14 protein-coding genes are annotated in these 24,686 nt (G+C 33.1%); 9 read left to right on the forward strand and 5 right to left on the reverse strand.

Features of this window, described 5'->3' with window-relative positions; all coding sequences use genetic code 11:
* The first annotated feature begins 122 nt into the window (after positions 1-122).
* From LNP27_RS09725 to LNP27_RS09765, 9 genes are all read left to right on the forward strand, one after another.
* Complete coding sequence (locus LNP27_RS09725) at positions 123-3,038, forward strand: FAD-binding and (Fe-S)-binding domain-containing protein (RefSeq protein WP_229941445.1); 2,916 nt, start codon at positions 123-125, stop codon at positions 3,036-3,038.
* Between the two features lie 236 nt (positions 3,039-3,274).
* On the forward strand, positions 3,275-4,096 hold the full coding sequence (locus tag LNP27_RS09730; RefSeq protein WP_229941446.1) for an alpha/beta hydrolase: 822 nt from the start codon (positions 3,275-3,277) through the stop codon (positions 4,094-4,096).
* A gap of 6 nt (positions 4,097-4,102) precedes the next feature.
* The gene (locus tag LNP27_RS09735; protein WP_229941447.1) at positions 4,103-5,941 is read left to right on the forward strand and encodes an outer membrane protein assembly factor BamB family protein; all 1,839 of its coding nucleotides are present in this window, start codon (positions 4,103-4,105) and stop codon (positions 5,939-5,941) included.
* A 55-nt stretch (positions 5,942-5,996) separates the two neighbouring features.
* The gene (locus LNP27_RS09740) at positions 5,997-7,484 is read left to right on the forward strand and encodes a glycoside hydrolase family 10-like protein (protein WP_229941448.1); all 1,488 of its coding nucleotides are present in this window, start codon (positions 5,997-5,999) and stop codon (positions 7,482-7,484) included.
* A complete protein-coding gene (locus tag LNP27_RS09745) occupies positions 7,481-9,985 on the forward strand; it encodes a beta-N-acetylhexosaminidase (RefSeq protein ID WP_229941449.1) in 2,505 nt (834 codons plus the stop codon). The genes LNP27_RS09740 and LNP27_RS09745 overlap by 4 nt, the downstream gene beginning before the upstream one ends.
* 4 nt (positions 9,986-9,989) lie before the next feature.
* Positions 9,990-11,294 (forward strand): serine hydrolase domain-containing protein, encoded by a 1,305-nt coding sequence (locus LNP27_RS09750; protein WP_229941450.1) that lies wholly within the window; start codon positions 9,990-9,992, stop codon positions 11,292-11,294.
* A 285-nt stretch (positions 11,295-11,579) separates the two neighbouring features.
* Positions 11,580-13,511 carry an amino acid permease gene (locus LNP27_RS09755; protein WP_229941451.1) on the forward strand — a complete coding sequence of 644 codons (1,932 nt, stop codon included), beginning with the start codon at positions 11,580-11,582 and terminating at the stop codon, positions 13,509-13,511.
* Positions 13,512-14,639: 1,128 nt separating this feature from the next.
* A complete protein-coding gene (locus LNP27_RS09760; RefSeq protein ID WP_229941452.1) occupies positions 14,640-15,863 on the forward strand; it encodes a metallophosphoesterase family protein in 1,224 nt (407 codons plus the stop codon).
* Between the two features lie 11 nt (positions 15,864-15,874).
* Positions 15,875-18,916 carry an SbcC/MukB-like Walker B domain-containing protein gene (locus LNP27_RS09765; RefSeq protein WP_229941453.1) on the forward strand — a complete coding sequence of 1,014 codons (3,042 nt, stop codon included), beginning with the start codon at positions 15,875-15,877 and terminating at the stop codon, positions 18,914-18,916.
* A gap of 415 nt (positions 18,917-19,331) precedes the next feature.
* Here LNP27_RS09765 and LNP27_RS09770 read toward each other — a convergent pair whose 3' ends face one another.
* The 5 genes from LNP27_RS09770 to LNP27_RS09790 form a co-directional block, all read right to left on the reverse strand.
* A complete protein-coding gene (locus LNP27_RS09770; RefSeq protein ID WP_229941454.1) occupies positions 19,332-20,111 on the reverse strand; it encodes a glucose 1-dehydrogenase in 780 nt (259 codons plus the stop codon).
* A gap of 56 nt (positions 20,112-20,167) precedes the next feature.
* Positions 20,168-21,871 carry an amidohydrolase gene (locus LNP27_RS09775; RefSeq protein WP_229941455.1) on the reverse strand — a complete coding sequence of 568 codons (1,704 nt, stop codon included), beginning with the start codon at positions 21,869-21,871 and terminating at the stop codon, positions 20,168-20,170.
* 535 nt (positions 21,872-22,406) lie between these two features.
* Positions 22,407-22,823, reverse strand: a complete 417-nt coding sequence (locus tag LNP27_RS09780; protein ID WP_229941456.1) for a DUF2141 domain-containing protein — start codon at positions 22,821-22,823, stop codon at positions 22,407-22,409.
* A gap of 12 nt (positions 22,824-22,835) precedes the next feature.
* Positions 22,836-23,843 carry an NAD-dependent epimerase/dehydratase family protein gene (locus LNP27_RS09785; RefSeq protein WP_229941457.1) on the reverse strand — a complete coding sequence of 336 codons (1,008 nt, stop codon included), beginning with the start codon at positions 23,841-23,843 and terminating at the stop codon, positions 22,836-22,838.
* Between the two features lie 369 nt (positions 23,844-24,212).
* Complete coding sequence (locus tag LNP27_RS09790) at positions 24,213-24,659, reverse strand: META domain-containing protein (protein WP_229941458.1); 447 nt, start codon at positions 24,657-24,659, stop codon at positions 24,213-24,215.
* Between the last annotated feature and the right edge of the window lie 27 nt (positions 24,660-24,686).

Here is a 24,686-nt window from a genome sequence, read left to right on the forward strand (position 1 = left end):
ACAATTTCTTAATTTATTTAGTAGAAATCGAGGAGTCTTTGCTTTGTTTTTACTTGTGATTAAGATCCAAGCCAGCGCATTTTAGATTATAATATTTTAGTTTTTAATAAAATTAGATTTACATGTCCATTTCCCATAAATTATCTCATTTATCTCAGTCACTAGAAGGAGAGCTTTTATACGATGATCTTCATAAAATTTTATACGCTACTGATGCATCTGCATACAGGATTACACCTACCGCAGTAGCGATTCCAAAATCAGTAGATGATATTGTTAAAATCATTCGCTTTGCAGCCGAAAACAAAATTTCGGTAACACCTAGAACTGCTGGAACTTCTTTAGCAGGACAAACTGTTGGTGAAGGAATAATTGTAGATGTTTCTAAACATTTTACCAAAATTGTTTCTTTTGATAAAGAAAATAAAACAATAACCGTTCAACCCGGTGTGATTCGAGATGAGCTGAATTTATATTTAAAACCCCACGGATTATTTTTTGGGCCCAATACTTCGACCTCTAATCGATGTATGGTAGGAGGAATGGTAGGTAATAATTCATCAGGAACAACCTCGATTCGATATGGTGTTACGCGTGATAAAATCGTTGAGATAAAAGCTATTTTGAGTGATGGAAGTGCAGTTGCATTTAGGGAAATGAGTTCTGCTGCATTTATAGAAAAAACAAAAGGTGACAGCCTAGAAAGTTCAATTTATAAGACAATTCATGAGGAGCTTTCTGATAAGGATCATCAGATCGAAATTATAAAGGAATTTCCAAAACCTGAAATTCACAGACGAAATACTGGATATGCTGTTGATTTATTACTAAACTCGGATCTTTTTGGAGGAACGGAGAACACAATAAATTTAGGAAAATTGCTGTGTGGAAGTGAAGGAACACTAGCTTTTACAACTGAAATCACGCTGAAAGTGGATGATTTGCCTCCAACGAATAATGTGATGGTAATGGCTCATTTTCATACCATTCAGGAAAGTTTAGAAGCCGTGGTAACTGCGATGAGGCATCATTTGTACACTTGCGAAATGATGGATGATACTATATTAGATTGTACTAAGACTAATCGAGAACAAGCTAAAAATAGGTTTTTCATACAAGGAGAGCCAAAAGCAGTTATAATGTTAGAAGTGGCATCGCATATAAGTATGGAAGATGCCGAAAGACAAGCTGATGCTTTGATTGCAGATCTTCAAAAAAACAATCATGGATATGCTTTGCCAAAAATATTCGGAGCTGATATTGATAAAGTAAATGAATTGCGAAAAGCAGGTCTTGGACTTTTAGGAAGTATTGTAGGTGATAATAAAGCTGCTGATTCCATTGAAGATACCGCTGTTGAATTGAGTGATTTGCCAAATTACATTGCTGAATTTTCAGCTATGATGGAGCGTCACGGTCAGAGCGCTATTTATTATGCACATGCCGGAGCAGGAGAATTACACTTACGTCCCGTTTTGAATTTAAAAACAAAAGAAGGATTACATCAATTTAGAAATATAGCGACCGAAGTTGCTGTATTAGTTAAAAAATACAGAGGCTCGCTGAGTGGTGAACATGGTGACGGAATTGTTCGTGGTGAGTTTTTACCCTTCATGATTGGCGATAAAAATTATGAATTACTAAAACGAATCAAAAAAGCCTTCGATCCCAATACAATTCTGAATGTCGGAAAAATTGTAAATGCTTCTAAAATGGATGAGAATCTGCGAGTAGAAGCGGGCAGGGTAGAACCGGACATTGCGACTATACAAGATTTTTCAGATAGTTTAGGGATTTTACGAGCTGCTGAAAAATGCAATGGATCTGGCGACTGCAGAAAACTACCTTCAGCTGGTGGAAGTATGTGTCCTAGTTATCGTGCTACTCGAAATGAAAAAGATACTACTCGTGCTAGAGCAAATGCATTAAGAGAATATTTGACACATTCTGAAAAAGTCAACAAGTTTGATGAAGAGGAATTATATAAAGTGTTCGAATTGTGTGTGAGCTGTAAAGCTTGTGCTAGTGAATGTCCAAGTAATGTGGATGTAGCTGCTTTAAAATCTGAATTTTTATACCAATATCAGAAGGCTAATGGGTTTTCATGGCGAAATAAAATTTTTGCCTTTAATTCAAAATTGAATGGTTTAGGAAGCATTACGCCAAAGTTTACCAATTTCATGATCAATTTGCCTTTTGTCAAAAAAAGTATGGGAATTGCATCACAACGGGAAGTACCACTTTTAGCTCCAAGGACATTTAGAAAATGGTACGAAAAAAACTGGAATCAAGAAGCCAGTGCAACATTTGTAAACGGAAAAGTATGTCTGTTTTGTGATGAATTCACAAATTTCTACGATGTTTCTGTGGGAATAGATGCGTATGAGTTGTTGACAGCATTAGGTTACGAAGTCATCTTAGTCGATCATGAAGAAAGTGGAAGAGCCTTTATTTCTAAAGGTTTTCTAGAGGAAGCTAAAGCAATTGCGAATACAAATGTGAGTATTTTTTCAGACTATATTACTGCAGATTGTCCACTAATAGGAATTGAACCTTCGGCAATATTGACTTTTAGGGATGAATACATTCGATTAGCTGATGATAAAGAAAATGCAGAAAAGCTAGCTGAAAATGTATTTACCATTGAAGAATTTTTCAAAAATGAAATTACCAAGGGTAAAATTTCTTCGGATCAATTTTCTGATAAAGTTAAAACTATAAAAATTCATGGGCATTGTCATCAAAAATCATTGAGTTCTATAGAAGCGACTTTTGCAATGTTGAATTTACCCAAAAACAATTCGGTTACTATTTACAATTCGGGATGTTGTGGTATGGCAGGTTCTTTTGGATATGAAAAAGAGCATTATGAAATCAGTATGCAAATGGGTGAAGATACTTTATTTCCAAAGATACGAGCCACTGATGCGGCTGTCGCAATTGCTGCGGCAGGAACGAGTTGCCGCCATCAGATTTTTGACGGAACTAATAGAAAAGCATTGCATCCAGTGACAATATTGAGGGATTGTTTAAAATAAATTGTTCAATTGCATTTTTTGTTTTACTACGATAATATGTTTTTATAATTGGAGTTTAGGTGTTTTTTTTAGTAAATAAAAACATCTTTATTATGCACTAAGTTGGGAAGGTTTGTTTACTTAGATTTTTCAAAATGCTAAACAGTTTTCCTTTTGTCTTTGTGCCTGGTAGAATAATAACACGCCATATTAGTAAAAGAATCTATTTTTTTTAAACTAAGAGAAACCATAAGTCTATGAAAAAATCAATCTTTTTCACTTTTTTTTTATTCGTTTTCTTATCTGCCAAAGCGGCTAAGATTGATACTATAAGTGTTTTTAGCTCAGCGATGAATAAAAACATAAAAACATGTGTAATAACTCCAAAAGGTTATAAAAAAAGCAATAAAAAATTCCCCGTTGTATATCTTCTTCATGGCTATAGCGGCAATTACGCAACTTGGGTTAAAAGTTTTAAAGAAGTTGCAAATCAGGCTGATAAATATGGTTTTATAATAATAGGTGTTGATGGGAATTATTCGAGTTGGTATTTTGATAGTCCAATAGATTCGACCTTTAAATATGAAACGTATATAGTAGATGAATTGGTTCCTTTTATAGATAAAAAATATAAAACCATAGCCAGTCCTGCGGGAAGAGCCATAAGTGGTTTAAGTATGGGCGGACATGGAGCGTTGTACTTATCGTTCAAACATCAAGATGTGTATGGAGCATCAGGAAGCATGAGCGGAGGAGTTGATATTCGTCCATTTCCTGAAAACTGGGATATAAAAAAACGCCTTGGTTCCATTACTGATTTTCCTGAAAATTGGAACAAAAATACCATCATTAATATGCTTAACTTGGTAGGAAATAATCATTTAAAACTAATTATTGATTGTGGTGTTGACGATTTTTTTATTGAGGTAAACAGAAAGCTTCATGAGAAGATGCTTGCTTTAAAAATCAATCACGATTATATAGAGCGTCCGGGGAAACACAATATCGATTATTGGGAAAACTCATTAAAATTTCAATTGTTGTTTTTTAATAATTTTTTTAAGCAAACAGTAAACTAATTAATTATGAAATATATATATTCTAAAATTCTATTTCTTTTTATAATTACATCTTGTTTGTCCCAAAATATAGATAGTAAAGAGGATATCAAATTTGTACATCTTACTGATATACATGTTACTGAAGGAAATGAAAATGATTTTTTATTGCAAAAAATTATTAAGGAGATTAATGAATCAACTAATGAATTTGTAGTAATTACAGGTGATTTAACTAATCGTGGAGATGACGAAGAGTTAAATCATGTATACGCGATTCTATCGAGTTTAAAAATACCGTACCATATAATTTCTGGAAATCATGAAACTACGTGGAGCGAAAGCGCAGGTTTGACTTACAAGAGACTTTGGGGAGCAGATCGCTTTGTTTTCTCAAAAGGAGATTACCTTTTTGTTGGCTTCCCTTGTGGACCTTATATGAAAATGGGTGATGGTTTTGTGAAAAAAGAGGATCTTTTGTTTTTAGACAAAACAATTAAGGATAGTCTTAATGGTAATTTAAAAAAAGTTCTAAGTTTTTCTCATTATCCTTTAGATAATAGTCTTAGTAATTACAAAGAAGTACTTTCTGTTTTGGAAAAATATCCAACAGTAGCTAATTTTTGTGGTCACGGTCATACTTTAAAAGAGTATAATTTCTCTGGTTTGAGTGGTATTATGGGAGCATCTATTACTTCTCGAGACGGAAAAACTAAAAGTTATAATGAAGTAATTATTGGTAATGATAGTATTCGTATTTATAAAAAAGAGTTAGATAAACCAAGTGTTTTTAAATTTTCTATTTCTTCACAGCCTTCTAAAATTGAAATTGTGGATGATGAAATAAATCAGCTTTTCGAGCCTTTTATTGCTGATATAGCATCAATTTATAGTGTTCCTAGTTTTGATAAAAAGAACCTTTATTTTGCAAATTCTCTAGGACAAATTCAGTCTGTAAATCTGAAAAGTAAAATTTCGAATTGGAAAATAGAAACGGCTAATTCTATTTATTTTACTCCTACAATTGTCAAAAGTACATTAGTAGTGGGCACAATTGAAGGCAATATTTTAGGGTTTGATAAAGATACAGCAAAAGAGAGATGGAATATTTCGGTTGGAGGAGTTCTAGTTGGTGCACCAATTGTAGAAAAGAATAAAATCTACACAGCAAGTTCTACAAAATTTATTTGTGTTGATGCAGTTACAGGAAGAATGATTTGGGAAAGCAAATTACCACTGTCTTATTCACAAGGAAAACCATTAATTCATGGTAATACAATTATTTTTGGATCGTGGGATACCTTTCTCTATTGTTTAAATAAAACTACTGGAGCACTTTTATGGAAATGGAATAATGGCAATGAAAAACAAGAGCTGTATTCACCAGGTAATGTCAATGTAGTGGCTTCAAACAAAAGACTTTATTTTGTTACTCCACAGCGCTTCCTTACTATTTTGGACTTAAATACAGGAAAAACTTTATTGAGAACCTCTAAATGGAAGGTTAGAGAATCAATGGGCAAAAGCCAAGATGGTAAATGGTTTTATGCTAAAACAATGGATGGTGAACTTTTGAGATTACCACTAAGCGATAATTTAGAATTGACTGAAGAAAATTTAGTAAGCCAAAGTAAAGTCTTAGATTTAAAAATAGGATATGAACACAATCCTGCACCAATTCTTGAGAAAAACGGTAAAATTTATGTGGGTAGTCGTAAAGGTGAAGTTGTTATTGTTGATGCTAATAAATTTGAGATAATAAAAGTAATTAAATTGGGGAGTTCAAGTATAAACGGATTTTCAATTGATGAAAAAGGTAGCGTTTGGACTTCACTCATTGAGGGTGGAATTTACTTGTTAGAATAATTTGTAACAATCTTTCTCTCATTAATAATTCAACTAATTAATTTAAATCGTAATCATGAAGAGTATAAAAATTTTAATTCTAGTATTATTTTTTCAAACGAATATTTTTAGTCAACAACTCCAAAAAAGAGACATGCGTGCTGCATGGATATCAACTGTTGATAATATAGATTGGCCGTCAAAACCAGGACTCTCAGACCAAGAAATGAAAGGGGAGATGATTCGGATTTTGGATAATTTAAGGTCATATAATTTGAATACTGTTGTTTTTCAAATTCGCCCTACGGCAGATGCGTATTATAAATCTTCTAAGGAACCTGCTTCTCATTGGATTACCGGAACGCAAGGAGTTGCTCCTGGTTTTGATCCGCTGCAATTAATGATTGACGAAGCTGGTAAAAGAGGAATGAGTGTACATGTTTGGCTCAATCCGTATCGCGTACAAAAAGACACTACTATAGATGTTCTTAGCAAATCACATTTGTATTTTAAAAAGCCAGAACTGTTTCTCACTTATGGAAAAACGAGATATTTTAATCCAGGTTACCAAGAAACCAGAGATTTTGTAGCTGGAGTAGTAGGGGAGATTGTTCGAAATTATGACATTCAAGCCATACACATGGACGATTATTTTTATCCTTATAAAATAGTAGGCGAAGAATTTCCTGACGATAAGGCTTTTGCTACTGAACCGCGACAATTTAAAGACAAAGAGGATTGGAGAAGGGACAATGTAGATTTGATTATCAAGCAAATAAGAGATACGATAATTGCCAATAAACCAGAGGTTGAATTTGGAATTTCCCCTTTTGGAGTATGGCGAAATAAGTCCAAAGATTCAGAAGGTTCGAATACTGTTGCTGGTGCTACAAATTATGATGATTTGTATGCCAATATTTTAAAATGGCAAAAAGAAAACTGGATTGATTATGTAACGCCTCAATTGTATTGGCATATAGGTTTTGATAGAGCTGATTTTGAAGTTTTAGCAAAATGGTGGGCAGCACACAAATATGGAGCGAATGTTTATATTGGCTTAGGTGATTACAAAATTTCTAAAACCGCTAAAGAAATCGAATGGAGAAGTACAGATCAAATAGTAAAGCAGTTAGAAATGATTCGATCCTTGCCACTAATTGATGGTTCCATGCATTTTACGGCTAACGTTTTTGGAAAACTAGGGGATTCATTTAGAAAACCGCTGCTCGAAAAACAATATAAATATATCGCTCTAACACCCGAATCAAATAGAATTACGAGAATTAAACCACAGCCGCCAATGGAAACTTCGGTTCTTAAAAAAGAGAACAAAATGGTTCTTAGTTGGAAGCCTGGAAAAGACAATAAAAAGTATGTCATTTATAGATTTAGCAACGGTAAAATAACTGATTTTTCTAATCCTGAAAATATTTATTACGTAACTACTGCGACAAATTTAGAGGTGCCAAATGCTGATTTCCAAAATTATATTTATGCTGTTTCTGCATTGAGCACAACTCAAACAGAAAGTTATCCTGTACAATTTAATCAAGTAAAAAAATGAAAATATATCTGCTACTAATTGCTGTTTTTTTAAGTTCATTAAATACAGTAAACGCTCAAAAACTAGATATTATTCCGAAACCTGTCAAAATAGAACAGCAGTTAGGAGTGTTTCTAATTCCGTCAGAAGTACATATTATTGTTGACAAAAAGATAAAAAATAGCACTAATTATATTGGTAGTGAGTTTCTGAAAAATACGGGAACTACTCCAAAAATTTCAATTGGAAAAAAGCATCACAAAAATGGAATTCAGTTTTTAGTAGATGATAAATTGAGCATTCCCAATGATGGTTACACTTTGAGTATTGACAAAACAGGTGTTATTATTAAAGGGAATTCTCCAAACGGATTACGGAATGGTTTTCAAACATTACTTCAAATTTGTTCTGCCAAAGACGTGAAAAAAGGAACAATTCCTTATGTGCAAATAGAAGATTATCCTCGTTTTGAATGGCGCGGAATGATGCTTGATGTTTCAAGACAGTTTTTTGATAAAGAAACTGTTAAAAATTACATCGACTGGTTAGCAGCGCATAAAATGAATGTCTTTCATTGGCATCTTACCGATGATAATGGTTGGAGAGTAGAAATTAAATCGATGCCAGATTTAACTTTAAAAGGTGGATTTAGAGGTCCAGGGGAAGTTTTGTTACCTTCTTATGGTTCGGGAAATAAGCGTTACGGAGGTTATTACACCCAAGAAGATATCAAAGAAGTAGTAGCTTATGGTCTAAAACGCGGAGTTTCAATTATGCCCGAAATTGAAATTCCAGGACACTCTCGAGCTGTAACTGCATCTTATCCTGAAATTGGTTGTGTTACAGAACAGGAAACAAAAAGTGTTCAGGGAGAAGTAAAAAATGTATGGTGCGTTGGTCGTGAAGAAAATTTTGAAATTTTAGATGGAATTATCAAAGAATTTACAGCAATGTTTCCTTTTGAATACATTCATATTGCAGGCGATGAGGTGAATCGTGCGAATTGGGAGCAATGTCCAAAATGTAAAGCAGTAATGGCAAAGGAAGGATATACAGATACTTTTCAGTTGCAGAATTATTTCTTTAGACGCATCGAAAAAATTGTTGAAAAATACCATAGAAAGTCGGCGGGCTGGAACGAAATTATGAAAGGTGGGGAGTTAAGTCCTAAAACCGAGATTTTTGCTTGGCAAGGTATAAGCTACGGAATAGAATCTGCCAAAAAAGGGCATCCCACTATTATGATTCCAGGACAATATACCTATTTTGATATGGCACAGTCTGAAACCGAAAGAGGTCATCGTTGGGCTGCGATTATCGATACTAAAAGAGTGTATTCGTTTGAACCAGTTCCTGAAAATGACTTGTCATTAGGCGAGCAAAAATTAATAAAAGGGGTTCAAGGTGCTTTATGGAGCGAATATCTTGATCTGCCAGCTCGATTTATGGAATACCAAAGTTATCCACGAATTACGGCTTTATCTGAAATAGCTTGGTCTAAAAAAGAAGATAAAAACTGGAAAGATTTTTATGGAAGATTGACTAATAGTCATTTGCAACGATTAGCAAATATGGGAATTGCTTTTAGAGACTTTCCACCAACAGCAATTTATAAAAATGGAAATATTACTGTAACTCTGCCTTATGAAGGAGCTGTTGTTCGTTACGATTCGCAAGGAAACGAACCTACAAGAGAGTCCCCTTTGTATTTAAATCCAATTCAAACGAAGGATTATGAGAAATATATGTTTAGAACTTTTTTTAATGAGACTGCCGCAAGTCCTGCTGTAAAAGTAGAGAAACTGCCAGTTGCAAATTGGAACACATCTAAAGCGGAAACGCTAAATGTTTCGGAAAATATTTCGGAAAATATTGATAAAAATGGAATTTGGTATCTCACTTTTGATGCAGAATCTGACGCATCTAATAATGGAAGTATCAAAGCAGTTTCCCTTTTTGAAAATGATAAATTGATACAAACGGAGTCAGCAGCAAGAACTTTAAAATCAAAACCTCGTTTGCGATTTGTGATTGAAAATTACAACGAAAAAAATAGCTATCGTTTGGATTTTACTGTTGAAAATAAAGAAGCAAAACAATCAGCAGCGAAGGTAAATTTCGATTGCTCTCCCTATCAGGAACCAGAAGTAAAAGTAACTTCATCGATGGCAGAAAACCCGAAATTTCCGTTTTCTAAGCTGGAAGATTTCAATATCGAAACGTATTTGCGTACCGATGTTCCTTGTGTGAATGGTGATTGGATTTTATACACATTTACGAAGCCTGTTACTTCTTCTAAAATTGATGTCTTGACTGGAATTCCACATCATCCGCGCTTTATTATTAGTGACGGTCACGTGGAGTACTCTTACAATGGTGTTGATTTTATAAAGGGAGATAGCTTTGATTATGGTAATGCATCCATCTTTCCTAAGCAACCGGTAAAAGCAGTGAAAATTGTAATTACTGGAACAAATAACGAACCTATTATGGCAGGACAAGATTTGAGAATTAATCCGTAACAAAATGAAAAATACAACAATTAAAATACTTCTTGTTTTCGTAGTTTTGTTAGGAATTAGCTGTAGTTCGGTAAAAAAATCAAGTAAATCTTTCGACACTAAAACGAATGAAGTTTATATCGATTCGATGATGAGTAATGCACTTGAAAAAGGTTTTTTCCCCGGAGCTCAAATTAGTGTTGGTAGTAAAGATTCTATCCTTATTTTGAAAAATTATGGCTACCACGACTATTCAAAAAAAGAGCTGGTAAAAACGGAAGATGTGTACGACTTGGCTTCTATGTCTAAAGTTTTAGGAGCGACTCTTGTAGCGATGCGGTTAGTTGGTGATAATAAAATAAAATTGCAAGACAAATTAGGAGATGTGGTTGCAGTTTATAAAAGCACAGCTATTTCTGACCTGACACTTTTTGAATTATTAACGCATACAACAGGGCTTAAATCAGGAATTACTTTTTATCAAAGTTTGCTTTCTACACCTGACGGATCACCATTATTAAGTAGTCAAAAATCCGATGTTTATATTGAATTATTTGACAATATGTATGTCAACAAAAACATTGTTTACGATACAAAATACTTGTCATTTGAACCAAGAGATAATTACATTCAAGTTTATAAAAACATGTGGTTGAATCCAGATTTTTATAAAACGATTTATGAAAAAATAGGGTTAGCCAATACTAATACACGAGGGAATTATTTATACAGTGACCTCAATTTGATTCTCGTTCAACAAATGATGGAATCAAAAACAGGTATGAAACTAGATCAATTAGTCAAACAAAATTATAATGATTTAGGTATCTCAAAAATTGGATACAATCCTTTAAAATGGACTTCTGACCAAAATGTGACACCAACGGAATTTGATCCTTTTTTTAGAAAAGATACGATTAAAGGATATGTGCATGATGAAGCAGCAGCTATTTTAGGAGGAGTTTCTGGAAATGCAGGATTATTTGCCAATGCAGAATCCATTTCTGTGATTTGCCAAATGCTGCTTAATAATGGAAAGTATGCAGGTAAACAAATCTTAGAAAAAAAAGTAGTTAGAGAATTTATAAAATCGCCGTTGGTAAAAAAAGGAATTTATCGTGGACTTGGTTTTGACAAACGAAAACCAGATGCGTTTTATCAAGAGAATGATTTTGGTCATACCGGTTTTACGGGAACTTTTTTCTTTATGAATCCAGATAATAATCAGTTTTTAATTATTCTTACTAATCGTGTCAATCCAACGCGAACTAACAAACTGATGTATAATGATAATTTTTCTTCTAAAATTTGGAAGCAAATAAATAATTGAAAAAATAAAATTCAATTTGAATCAATATGGGCCAAATATTATAACTAAAAAGTAGGTAGGAGTTATACTTTACGTGATATATTGCTTTTTTTAAATTTAGTATTAATTTTGTCGCAACTCTTAAAATAAATTTGATTTTTTTGATTAAACTTTAAAAAAAGTTTAATCAAATCTTTCATAATTGAATTTGTTTTATACATTTGGTTTTAAATAATATTTGCGTTATTTCTAAAATATCGGGGTGTTACTTGCATAATATTAATTTTTAATGAGAAAATTTACAATATGGCGTTAAATGGTTTATTTAGAAAAAAAACAGTTCAAGATATCTTAAAGCAAGTTGAAAAGAATAATGCGGATGGACATGATGCTCTTGGTAAACATTTGACTGCAAGAGATTTGACTGCATTTGGTATTGCAGCAATTGTAGGAGCAGGTATTTTCAGCACTATTGGAAAAGCAAGTGCTGACGGAGGACCTGCTGTAATATTTCTATTCTTATTTACTGCTATTGCTTGTAGTTTTGCCGCTTTTGCCTATGCTGAATTTGCTTCTATGGTTCCCGTTTCTGGGAGTGCCTATACCTATTCTTATGTTGCTTTTGGTGAAATAATAGCTTGGATTATAGGTTGGGCATTGATTATGGAATATTCTGTAGGAAATATAACAGTTGCCATATCGTGGAGTGATTATTTTACAGGATTGCTCAAAAGTGGTGGTATTGAATTGCCACAATGGGTTCAAATGGATTTTTTAACCGCTTCTCATGGATTTAAGGATGCTACGGCATTGATGCAAGGAGGTAAAGAATTTGCAAATTTGAGTCCTGCTTTGCAAGATGCTTATACAGCTTGGACGACTTCACCAATGATAGGTTCTTTTCATTTTGTAGCTGATCTTCCCGCTTTATTGATTATCGTTTTAATTACTGCATTGATTTATCGTGGTATGAAAGAGTCCCGAAATGCGAGTAATATCATGGTAGTTGTTAAATTATGTGTGGTACTATTAGTTATTGCCGTAGGGATATTTTATGTCGATACTGCTAATTGGGATCCTTTTGCACCAAACGGTGTTACGGGAGTTTTAAAAGGAGTTTCCGCAGTGTTTTTTGCCTATATTGGTTTTGATGCTATTTCTACAACCGCTGAAGAATGTAAAGATCCGCAACGTGATTTACCTAGAGGAATGATGTGGGCCATAATTATATGTACCCTTTTGTATATTGCGATTGCTTTGGTATTGACTGGAATGGTGAATTTTAGTTTATTAAATGTAGGTGATCCATTAGCTTTTGTTTTTCAAGAATTAGATCTTAAATGGATGTCAGGAATTATTGCAGTTAGTGCGGTGGTAGCCATGGCAAGTGTTTTATTAGTTTTCCAGATGGGACAACCTCGTATCTGGATGAGTATGAGTCGTGATGGATTATTGCCAAAACGTTTTTCAAGAGTACATCCTAAATATAAAACTCCTTCTTATGCAACGATCGTTACTGGTTTTGTTGTAGCGGTTCCCGCTTTATTTTTGAACTTAACATTAGTTACAGATTTGTGCAGTATTGGAACTTTATTTGCATTTGTGTTGGTTTGTGCGGGAGTACTAGTTTTACAAAATAGAACGGATATTCCTCGTGGAAAGTTTAAAACACCATATGTAAATTCTAAATTTATAATGCCCGTTTTAATAATTATTGGATTAGTATTTGCTTTTGGTTACAACAAAAAAGCAACTATGGATTTCATTACAAATGAAACTCAAGTTAACAATGCTGAAGCTATTGTAACTTCGTTAAATAAAGAAGAGACTCAAAAAGTGTACGATTATTTAGTCAGTATTGATCCTCAAAATAAAACGGTTGGGAATCCAGATTTAGAAGTTTTATTAAGTAAATATCATAAAGATGATGCTACCTATTCAAATGTAATTGCTGGTTTACCAATAGCGGATTCTATAAAATACGAAAGCGGATTTAGTTTGTTCAAACACAAAATTCCAATGTGGATTTTTCTAATTGTTTTGGCAGGCTTAGTAGTTTGGTCTTTTAAATCGAATTTATCTCTGATACCATTATTAGGATTAATTTGTTGCTTGTATATGATGGCCGAATTGAGTGTTTGGAACTGGATTTATTTCGGAATTTGGCTATTGATAGGACTGGTTATTTATTTTGGCTTTAGTCATAAAAATAGTAAACTGAATGATGTAGAAGCTTAGGAATTATTACATACAAAAAAACCGTCTCGATTCAAATCCAGACGGTTTTTTTACGCCAAGTAATTTGGAGAAATAGATAGTTTCAATAGTAGTTTAGCTTTTATGATTTCCATATATGTTATTTATTTCAAAGAATTATATTGATTAAAAAAGCGAGCAACTTCAATTTCAAAAATAGTTGTAGATATTTAATGTCCCATCCTTTTATGAATAAAGATCTGAAAATCGGTTTCAGTAATTCTATTTTTAGATAACCACTTCAGGGTGTCATTTACTTTTATGATTTGGTCCTCGCCACCTAATGCAAAATTCAGTTGAGGAGCTGCGTTCCGATGATGTAGAAGTTTTTTCTATAGGTCTCCATTTTTAATTTTGAACGACGTAACTTTTGATTGGATTGTGCGTGCGTTTGAATTGGTGAGAAGGAGTTGTTTACAAGTGAGCGGGTTAGGGAAATTTGTGTCAGTTTATTCTAATCTATTTTATTAAAATAATTTCGACAGAAAATAAAGGCAATGAACTGCTTTCTCGCGCTTGCTATATTTCTTTTAGTTTTAGGTAATTGGTTTAAAGTAATCATATTTATTATAAGACTATCTAGAATTAGTCAAATGAGCTAAAGATCTTTGACAATTATCTCAATAAATGCGTAAAAGATCCTTCTGGGAAGCCGCTTAAACAATGGATAGATGAAGTTATTATATTGTACAGTCAAATTCTTTTATAAGACCATTCAAGAGATGCAGCTGGAATTGCCTTTGAGTTAAACTATCAATCAACTTCTTATTTTGCGCCTTTGTTCAAAAAAAAAGGGAGTAACCAGAGTATAACATAAGTTAGATACTGAAGTGGGTTCGTTTTTAAGTCTAGTTTCTGTTTCAAACTGAGCTTCATTCCACTTAATATTGAGCAAATTCAGTATTTGTAAAGTGGCTTCCCAACTTTTTTTTCACGTAACCAAATACAATATCATTTAAAAATTGTGTCATTAAATTCTATCTTAAACAAAATTTCAACAATTAATTTTACTGAATTATGCTTTTTTAAAAATTATTATTAGGATATTGCTATTGCAAAAAACAATCTTATTTACAGAACATAAGTAGTTAATACATACAATCATAAGGAATGAAAATACTGCATACTGCCGATTGGCATTTAGGAAAAAAACTGGATCATTTTTCCCGTTTGGACGAACAAAGATTGGTGATGAATGAAATTTGCGAAATTGCAGATAATCAAAATGCAGATCTTGTTATAGTTGCAGGTGATTTATTTGATACCTTCAATCCGCCAGTCGAAGCAGTTGATTTACTATATAAGACCTTAAAGAGATTAACTAATAGTGGTAAACGGCCAGTTATTGCTATTGCAGGAAATCACGATAGTCCAGATAGAATTGATTCTCCTAATCCTTTAGCGCGAGAATGCGGAATTCTGTTTGTAGGAAATCCAGATATTGCAATTCCCTGTATAACTATTGAAAATGGATTTGAAATCATACAATCAGAAAATGGTTTTATAGAAATAAAATTACCGCAATATGATTTTCCGATACGCATAATTACAACTCCTTACGCTAATGAAATGCGTTTGAAAACCTATTTAGGTGCCGAGAATAAAGAAGAGCAATTGAATCAATTATTACAGGATTCATGGTCAACAATCGCTAATAAATATTGCGACAACAAAGGAGTAAATATATTGACCACACATTTATATATGTTAAAACGTGGTGGTGAAATCCTGGAAGAACCAGATGGCGAAAAGCCATTGCGAATAGGGAATGCCGACATTGTTTATAGCGATTGTATTCCGCACCAAATACAATATACCGCTCTAGGACATTTGCATCGTTTTCAAAACGTAGGCGGTCATCCTAGTCCTGTAGTGTATTCCAGCAGTCCATTGTCTTATAGTTTTTCAGAAGCAGGACAAGATAAAAAAGTAGTCCTAATCGAAGTACAACCTCATGAAGCGGTTCAATACACTGCAATCCCATTGCAGTCTGGCAGAGTTTTACACCGCAAACGATTTGAATCTATTGATGATGCAGTCGAGTGGTTATTAGCAAATCCGTATTGTTTAGTTGAATTGACTTTAGTAAGTGATACTTTTTTTGCGACTCAGGATTTAAAAAGAATTCACGAAAGTCATGACGGAATTATTTTTATTATTCCAGTTTTAATTAAAAATACTATTGAAGAATTAAATACACCAAAAGTAAATCTAGAGCAAGATATTCAGGGATTATTTACCGATTATTTTAAATCCAAACACAAACAGGAACCTAACGAAGAACTGTTGGATTTATTTAATGAAATTATTGGAAGTCAAGCTAAAAACGAATAAACAAAGCCTTTATGCTACCATTAAAATTAAGTATTACCGGTTTGTATTCCTACCAAAAAAAACAAACCATTGATTTTGAAGAATTGACTAATGCAGGTTTATTCGGGATTTTTGGAGCCGTAGGTTCTGGAAAATCTTCAGTTTTAGAAGCCATTGGTTTTGTGTTGTACGGTGAAACGGATCGTTTGAATAAAACGGATAAGCGTGCATATAATATGCTAAACCTAAAATCGGATCGTGCTAATATTGAATTTGAATTCTTAAATTTTGAGGAACGAAAATTTAAATTTGTTGCGGACTGGAAACGAAAAAAGCGTTTTGAGGAAACCACTACCATTGAGCGATTAGCCTACGAATGGAAAGAGGAGCAATGGATTCCCATGACTTCTGCTGATGCGACTGAAATAATTGGACTTACCTACGAAAATTTCAGACGTACGATTATTATTCCGCAAGGAAAATTTAACGAGTTTTTAGGATTGAAAGGCAAAGAACGTTCGGATATGATGAAGGAAATTTTTCATCTGGAACGTTTTGATTTGAGTTACAAAGTTTCCGCTTTACAAAGAGATACAACTAGTAAACTGGATTTTCTCAAAGGAGAATTATCTGGTTTTGAGGCTATTTCTGCTGAAGCGATTGCCCTTTTAGAAAATGAAGTTGTAACTGCTGCTGCTGAATTGCAAAAGGATAAAATAGAGTTGAGTTTAGCTGAGATAGAACTGAATAAGCTTACTGTTTTAAAAGCAAATTTTGAAGCTTTAGAAAAGAAGAAAAGCCAGCTTTTGACACTATTTGAACAAAAGCCCAAAATGGATGCTTTAGAAGCGGAGATTGTTGCTTTTGAAATCACCGAGAAAGCTTTTAAAGCGATATTGAATGAGCAGGAAGTGGCAATAGTTGCTTTCGAAAAAACAAAAGAACAATACCTTTTTCTTGAAAATAAAAAGAAGGAAGTAGAAATTGATAAAGCAAGTAACCAAGGCAGAATTAATGCATTACAGCCACAATTTGACCAACTAGAATCTTCCAAAAATAAAGTATCCGACTTGGAATCAATTGAGAAAATTCTTGTGTTAGAGCAAGAAGTTGCTTTAATTGTGAAAAAGGACAAAGATGCTGAGCTTTTATTTTTGGAAACTGAAAAGAAAGAAAACGAACTGAAGAATGAGTTAAAAAACTTTTATGTAGAGTTGACGGATTTAAAGTCTAAAAAAGTAGATGGGACAAAATTACTGGATGTTGGAAATTGGTACGCTAAAGAGGAATTATTTCAGCTTCAATTAACTGAAAAAAAGACCAGAATAAACACTATTCAAGATTATTTAGTAAAGCAGAAAACTTTATTCTCAGAATTAGAATTGCCATTTGATAGCTGGAAAGCCGCAGTAGAAGCGAAACGAGAAGTACTTCTAGTTGATAATAAAGCTACTTTAGAAGTGAAAACAAAACTTTTAGTTTCTAAAGAATTAGCCCACTATGCTGATAATTTACACGATGGAGCGGACTGCCCTTTGTGTGGATCGCAGGAACATCCTAAGGTGATGCAAGCTGAAGATGTTTCGGATCAATTACGAGTAATTGAAGCAAGGATTTCACAATTAGAAAATCAGGCGAAAGAAATTGATGAAATCCAAACCAAAGCCTCTAAAATCGAACATTTGATTGGGCATGCTGTGGAACAATTGCAACTGACTTTGAGTGAAAAGGCAACTTTAGAAGCGGAAGTTAAAATCCACTTATCAAAATTTGTGTGGACTGATTTTGTTGCCAGTGACAATTCTGCTTTTTTAGCTAAAAGGAATGAGCAGGAAATCATTGAGAGAACCATCGCCGCAACAGAGCTAAAAGAAAAAGAAATTCGTGTGCGTGAGCAACAATTGGCGGAAGAGTTAAAACAACAATCGGCTAATAAAACTATTATTGCTAGTGATAAAGCAGCAAAAGATGCAACAATAATTAATGAACTATCTCAGTTAAAAGCACTGGCTTTCGCAGATTATGCTGAAACTAAAATTGACCTAATTCGAGAGGAGAAAACAAAATTACATCAGGAAAACAACCGAGTAGCATCTGAATATAAATTAAATACGGAAGCCATTCAATTGCAAAACAATGAATTGTCAGGCCTTAAAGCAAATTTGAAACTGCTAAATGAACAAGCAGTTTCATCTGAACAATTGCTTCAAGAAATTCAAAAAAATATTGCTGAGTTACTTAAGATTCATCATTTTGATTCTCTTGAATCTGTTCAGATTATTCTGTCTAAGACTTTGGATATTTCTTTCGAAAAAAATAAAACAAAGCAATTTGCAGTTGATTTGAAAGTACTAGAAAAGGCAGTCGCTGAATCAGAAATATTAGTGATGAATCAGACCTTTGATGCTAAGATATTTGAAGAGAAAGGCAATCTTGTTTCTAGTCATAAATTAAAATATGAAAATCAATTAGGAAAAGTGTCCACTTTGCAAGATAATATTGAGCGAGTTAAAATGGAATTTATAAAAAAAGCAGACTTATTATCTCAATTTGATGTGCTGAAGACGCGTTCTATAAACTTAGCAACATTAGCAAATATGTTTAATGCGAGTGGTTTTGTAAATTATGTTTCGAGTATATATTTGCAAAATTTAGCAGATGTAGCCAATGTTCGCTTTCATCGAATGACTAAAAATCAATTGAGCTTAACGATTAACAGTTCAAACGAATTTGAAGTAATTGATTATCTAAATAATGGATTTTCGAGAAGTGTCAAAACCCTTTCTGGAGGTCAGGGTTTTCAGGCTTCTTTATGCTTGGCATTAGCGTTAGCGGAAAGCGTTCAATCTTTAAATAAAAATTATAAGAACTTCTTTTTTATTGATGAAGGTTTTGGTACGCAAGATCCAGAAAGTATTTCAGTTGTTTTTGAAACGCTACAATCACTTTATAAAGAGAATCGCATTGTGGGGATTATATCACATGTTGGAGAACTACAAGAAAGAATTCCTCGCTCTGTAAATGTATTTAAAGACGAAGAAAACGGGAGCGTGGTAAGCGAAAGTTGGAATTAGTTTTGAATAAAAATTTTCTAAAGTTAAGAGTTTAGTCTTCATTAGATTAAAATGTAAATACCGATTCTCCACAAAAAAAAAGTAAATAACAAAATCAGTTTTTATTCTCTTTATTTTTTAAATTGGATTTTCATTTTTGATACCCGCGATTGAAGCTTTTGAGTAAAACACTCATAAAAAATAATTTGTGCGTTTATCAATTGGGAAATTATAACTGCGAAATACAAACTTGCACCGGCAATATCTTCGGCTTTCTCAAATATTTTATAGTTGCATATTGTAACATCATTTTGTCAACCGCAATTTATATTAGTTTTAACCGCAGCAAAAGAAAAGACGTAATACAAAATCTAACTTTTTTTAAAAAAATAGTTTATTTGTATTACGTCCTGAATTTTAAAATTTCTTTTACGATTTACATATCCAAAGTCTGCTCACCACCACCATTGATGAAAATAACTTGACCACTTGTCCAGCTTGAAATTGGCGCGGCAAAATAAAGAACGGCTCCTGCGATGTCTTCAGATTCACCTAGTCTGTGGATTGGTGTGTGTTTCAACATAGCTTTTTCCAATTCTGGTGTTAATACTGTACTTAAGGCGTGGGTTCTTGTTGCTCCAGGTCCAATTGCGTTTACTCGAATATTGTCTGGCCCGTAATCGTAAGCTAGATTTCGCGTCATATGGTTTATTGCTGCTTTTGATGATGCGTACGCACTTATTGCAGGACTTTTGTTAATAGAAGCCATGGAGGACATATTGATAATACTACCGTAACCCGCTTTTTTCATATGCGGTGCAACTAGTTGGCACAGACGCCACATGCTAAAAACGTTCATATCGAAGACTTTTTTAAATTGTGCTACTTCAATATCATATGGACTTTCTTTTCCTGCGCCGCCGCCGCCAACGTTATTTACTAATATTTCGATGCTACCAAATTTTTCAATAGTTTTATCTACTAAATTAATTAAAGCCATATCTTCAAGTACGTTACAATCTATTGCTATTGATGTTCCACCGTTATCGTTTATTGCTTTTGATGTTTCTTCAGCAGCCGCCAAATTATAATCTGAAACCACAACTTTTGCGCCATAAGCAGCAAGTATCTCGCAGCACGCTTTTCCTATTCCGCCCGCGCCGCCTGTTACTATTGCAGTTTTTCCTTTTAAATCAAAATGTTTTGATATATCCATAATCGTATTAATTTTAAATGTTAATTTAGACAACTCTAGTCTTTTATTCGAATGATTTATTTTTTATAAATTGTTTTTCCTTCTTTAATAGTTTCTATCACTTGTATATTTTTGATTTTCATTGGTTTAACTTTTAATGGATTTTTATCTAAAATTACAAAATCAGCTAATTTTCCATTGCTCAGAGTTCCTTTTATATTTTCATCAAATAACTCGTAGGCAGCGAAAGAAGTAATGGCTTGTAAGGCCGTATAAGGATTTGTTCTTTCTGCAGCGCCAATTACTGCACCTGTACGAGAAACTCTATTAACGGCTGTCCAAATGGTGAAAATTGGATCAATAGGTGTAACCGTAGCATCTGAGTGATTCGTTGGTTTTAAGCCTGATTTTTTTGCTGAAACCATTGGACTTAAGAAATCAGCACGTTCTTTCCCTAAATTTTGCACGTGAACATCACCCCAAAAATAAGCGTGATTGGTAAAAAAGGAAGGTTCCATATTGTATTTTACAAACGTATCTAATTGTTCTGGACGAACAAATTGCGAATGAATAACGATTGTTCTTCGGTCTTTATCAAAAGGCTGATTCAGTTTTTTACAAGCCAATTCGTGTGCTAAAATAACCATGTCAATAGTTGCATCGCCATTACAGTGAATAAACAACTGATTGTCTTTGGCGTAAGCCGTTTCAAATAATTTATTCAAACCCTCTTGGGTTAAGCTTGGTAAACCTCTACAATCATGATGACAACCCGGAACTTCAGTTAAAAAAGGTTTGCTAAAAAAAGCTGTTTTCCCTTGCGGAGAACCATCAGCAACTATTTTGGTTCCTTGTGTTTTAAATCCGTTTTTGTAGGTTTTAAAGTGTAAGGTGGTATCTGCTAAATTGCTATCTAATTCAGAAGAACCTGCTAAAGCAATCAAGTCTATTTTAAATTTCACAGCATCAGCTTGCGATTGAAAAAATTTAATAGATTCTCGACTCGTCATGCCGTCTTGCGCAGTGGTTATTCCGTTTGAAGCGTAATAATCTTGGGTTGTATCGAAAAATTCAGCTTGTTTTGAGTTTAGTTTTTCCATCATTAAACGCACAAATGGGTACATAGCCGTTTCTTGTACTAAACCAGTTGGATCAGCTGAATTTGGAAAACGAACAATAGTTCCACCATCAGGATTATTTGTTGCTATTGAAACTTTTAGTGCTTCAAGTCCAAGCGTATTAGCAACTCCCATGTGTCCGCTGGTATGTTGAAGATAAACCGGATTATTGGGTAGCACTTTATCAATATCTTTTTTGGTAGGATGACGCTTTTCTGTTAATTCGCCATCGTCATAACCCCAACCAAAGATCCATTCACCATCTGGGATTTTTTTATCTTCTTTATATTTTTTAAGGTTTTCTAAAATATCATTAAGATTAGTAACATTACCCACAGGTTTTGGATTCAAATCTACTTGTCCCATTGTATTAGAAACCATCCCAAAATGACTGTGCGGATCTATAAATCCTGGTAAAAGTGTTTTACCTTTTAAATCAATTTTTTCAGAATCTTTAAACTTTGATTCCGCTTCTGATTTAGTACCAACAAAAACAATTTTTCCGTTTTGTGCAACAATTGCTTCTGCATAATTAGGAGAATCATCTTCCATGGTAAGGATATCGCCATTGTAGAAGAGCTTCGAAGTTTCGCTCGAAGCTTCCTTTTTTTCTTTACAACTAAATAAAGAAAAAATAAGAATAAGGGATAAAATGTGTTTCATACTAATTAATTTTTAACTAATAATTTTTATTTGTAAAATCATTCAACATCGTTAATGACTAATTTATTTCCCACCGCTGCAGCAAAATTTTCACCATCATAACTTGAATTCGTAACAAAAGAAAAGGGAGTTGGTGCAATATAACTTACTTCATCAGTCGCAACAAATAAATTATTTGCTGGACAGGATTACTTACGAAAAATGTTATATAATTTGCCATAAGTAAATGGAATTTCTAATATTTTTAAACTACGTTGAGAACTAAAATCTCTGAACCACCGTCAGCTGGTCGTTTGTGAATGGCACTAATTTATTTTAAAGCTAATTGCTGAAACTAATTAATGTATTTAAAGTCAATTTCTTAAGGTGTATTGCAAGTTAATTTTGTTTTCTATACTAGAATTTTCTTTCAGTCTCTTATCATAAATTTAGAAGATGAAATAGAAAGGCAATGCTTTTAATACAATAAAATAGATTAGAAATCTTTTTTAAGCTTTGGTCTTTAATATTGTTGCCCTGTGGAAGTAAAGATTGTTTACTTGATCATCTTGATATTTAAAGTCTTGTCATCAGCTAAAATGAATTTACAATCATTATATTTTGGAGGTCCAAATTTTGGTTTAAAATTATTAGAAAATCCATAAGCTTCTTTAGGAATTCCCATAAAGTTGCGATTACATTCATTATCTGAGTTTTCATCATGATACATTGTGATGGCGTATTCGCCTTTTGGTAAATCGGTAATAGTTATCACGGCTATGTTTTTATCGACTTTAATAGAATAATTTTTAATAGAACCACTTTCTTTTAGGAAATCTTTATCCTTGTTAAAAACGCCAATTTTAATTTCGCCTCGTATCTTTTCGATATTGGAAATTTTAATAGTTAGTGCTGGATTTTCTGCGGAGAATATACTCGTAAATAAACTTATAAATAGAAATAAACTGTTCATAATGTTGTGTTTTTAATTAAAATAATGTTTCATTTGTACTAAATTCTGGTCTTTAAATGCTTGATAGGGTTCTGATTTTTTATGTAGAAACCATTTGATAGGGCCGCGTAGTATTGAAGTAATTATTTTTCCACTACGTGCTATTTTAGCTTCTTCCATTTTAAAATAATCTTCTAAGTTATTTTGCCTGAAGTTGACAATTTGTTCTAATTCATCTCCATCCGCATAATAACCACAATGAAAATTCTTTTGAGCAAATGAGTTTTTTGGAAAATTTACTTGTCCTAAACCAAAAATGGTAAAAGAGCGCTCTAAAAATTCTTTATAACTAGTGCGACAGCTTTCGCCACCACCTAGGTTAAAAATTCGTTTTGAAAGTAAGTGTTGTTTTTCAATTCCGTTCACGAATGCTCTTGCAGTGTCTCTTGGTGTTGCAATTTCTAATGCAGTATCAAGCGGCTGATGAAACATCAACTTTGATATTTTGTGATTACCCATGATGGCTGCTAATCTAAAAATAGTATAATCAAGTTGACTGTTTTGAATACAATCTTCAGCAGCAATCTTTGTAGTTGCGTAATAATCACCTTCACTACCTTGCAGTTTATCACCCACTTTTATAAAGGGATTTAAAATGCGATCGCCATAAACTGAAATACTCGAGCTGTAGATTAGAAAAGCATTAGGAGACTGTTTTTCTAATTGCTGAATTAGATTTTGGGTGCCAATTAAATTTACTTTTCTTGCTAATTCTGGATAATCATCAGCTACAGGAGGAATAACTGCTGCCAAGTGAATAGCAGCATCTATATCCTTAATTGCAGATAAATCTTCTAAAATTGAAATATCACCAAAAATTATATTTATTTGGTCTTGAAAGGGAAGCAGTTTTTCACGCGACTGCTTTGATTCCTTATCAAATACAGTTATGCTGTACGTTTTGTTATCAATAAGTTGCAGTAATGCTTCAAAACCAACGGTTCCCGATGCTCCTGTGAGTAGTATATTTTTCTTTATCATATATTTTTCTTTGTGAGCTTAAATATTCAAAAGAAGTGCCGAATATCAATTTATCTATAAAATTAACTTCAATTTATCACATACAACACTATAAATTTACTTGAAATATCTAGCCTTTAGTATTTAATAAACCTTATTTTTTCCATATTTGAATACTTGATAATTTCTGAAAATATTTCTAATTACTAACAGCAAGACGTCATGAATTTTCAAAAATTATCAAATAAAAAACAATTGATTTAATGAGTACTAAAAATTAAAAAGTTTCTTATGATTAGCCAAAACGAATTTGTGTTTATAAAAGTTTTGCAAAAATACTGTTTTAAACAATTAGCTCTAATAGTCGCAGATGATCATTTATTCAGTCAATTATTTCATATAAACGGCTTCAAAAACGGCTAAAGGCGCTCTTCGTCCTACATTTAAGGTTAGAATATCTTCTGAAATGGTATAATTATCAGCTAATTCAAAAACTTTTAGGAAATCGCTTTCGTTTACATCTACATCTGGACATATTTTCATGGTAACAGCTATGTTTTTAAAACTGATTTTATTTCCTTTTTCAAGAGTGTACTCGCCAGATAAACCATTACAACCAGCAAAGCCCGTAACTCCATTCTGTTGTGTTTTTAGAGTAAAAAAGATTTCACGTTCCTGATTTTTTTTCATACTAATTGCCTTGCCGTCTAATGTTTTCAGCTTCCAGTATTTCTCTGTTATCGTCTCCTCTTTTGGTTCCGAAATTGTTTTCTTAGCTGAATTGCATCCTAGTGCAATAAATGCTAATAGTACAAGTAGTAGTGCTTTAATTTTCATAATCTTTTTTAATTTTTATTAATAAAT

It is taken from the genome of Flavobacterium galactosidilyticum (assembly GCF_020911945.1).
Classification (GTDB): Bacteria; Bacteroidota; Bacteroidia; order Flavobacteriales; family Flavobacteriaceae; genus Flavobacterium; species Flavobacterium galactosidilyticum.

Coding starts and splice junctions, on each gene's coding strand:
- LNP27_RS09725 (WP_229941445.1), top strand. CDS start 123: ATGTCCATTTCCCATAAATTATCTCATTTATCTCAGTCACTAGAAGGA.
- LNP27_RS09730 (WP_229941446.1), top strand. CDS start 3,275: ATGAAAAAATCAATCTTTTTCACTTTTTTTTTATTCGTTTTCTTATCT.
- LNP27_RS09735 (WP_229941447.1), top strand. CDS start 4,103: ATGAAATATATATATTCTAAAATTCTATTTCTTTTTATAATTACATCT.
- LNP27_RS09740 (WP_229941448.1), top strand. CDS start 5,997: ATGAAGAGTATAAAAATTTTAATTCTAGTATTATTTTTTCAAACGAAT.
- LNP27_RS09745 (WP_229941449.1), top strand. CDS start 7,481: ATGAAAATATATCTGCTACTAATTGCTGTTTTTTTAAGTTCATTAAAT.
- LNP27_RS09750 (WP_229941450.1), top strand. CDS start 9,990: ATGAAAAATACAACAATTAAAATACTTCTTGTTTTCGTAGTTTTGTTA.
- LNP27_RS09755 (WP_229941451.1), top strand. CDS start 11,580: ATGGCGTTAAATGGTTTATTTAGAAAAAAAACAGTTCAAGATATCTTA.
- LNP27_RS09760 (WP_229941452.1), top strand. CDS start 14,640: ATGAAAATACTGCATACTGCCGATTGGCATTTAGGAAAAAAACTGGAT.
- LNP27_RS09765 (WP_229941453.1), top strand. CDS start 15,875: ATGCTACCATTAAAATTAAGTATTACCGGTTTGTATTCCTACCAAAAA.
- LNP27_RS09770 (WP_229941454.1), bottom strand. CDS start 20,111: ATGGATATATCAAAACATTTTGATTTAAAAGGAAAAACTGCAATAGTA.
- LNP27_RS09775 (WP_229941455.1), bottom strand. CDS start 21,871: ATGAAACACATTTTATCCCTTATTCTTATTTTTTCTTTATTTAGTTGT.
- LNP27_RS09780 (WP_229941456.1), bottom strand. CDS start 22,823: ATGAACAGTTTATTTCTATTTATAAGTTTATTTACGAGTATATTCTCC.
- LNP27_RS09785 (WP_229941457.1), bottom strand. CDS start 23,843: ATGATAAAGAAAAATATACTACTCACAGGAGCATCGGGAACCGTTGGT.
- LNP27_RS09790 (WP_229941458.1), bottom strand. CDS start 24,659: ATGAAAATTAAAGCACTACTACTTGTACTATTAGCATTTATTGCACTA.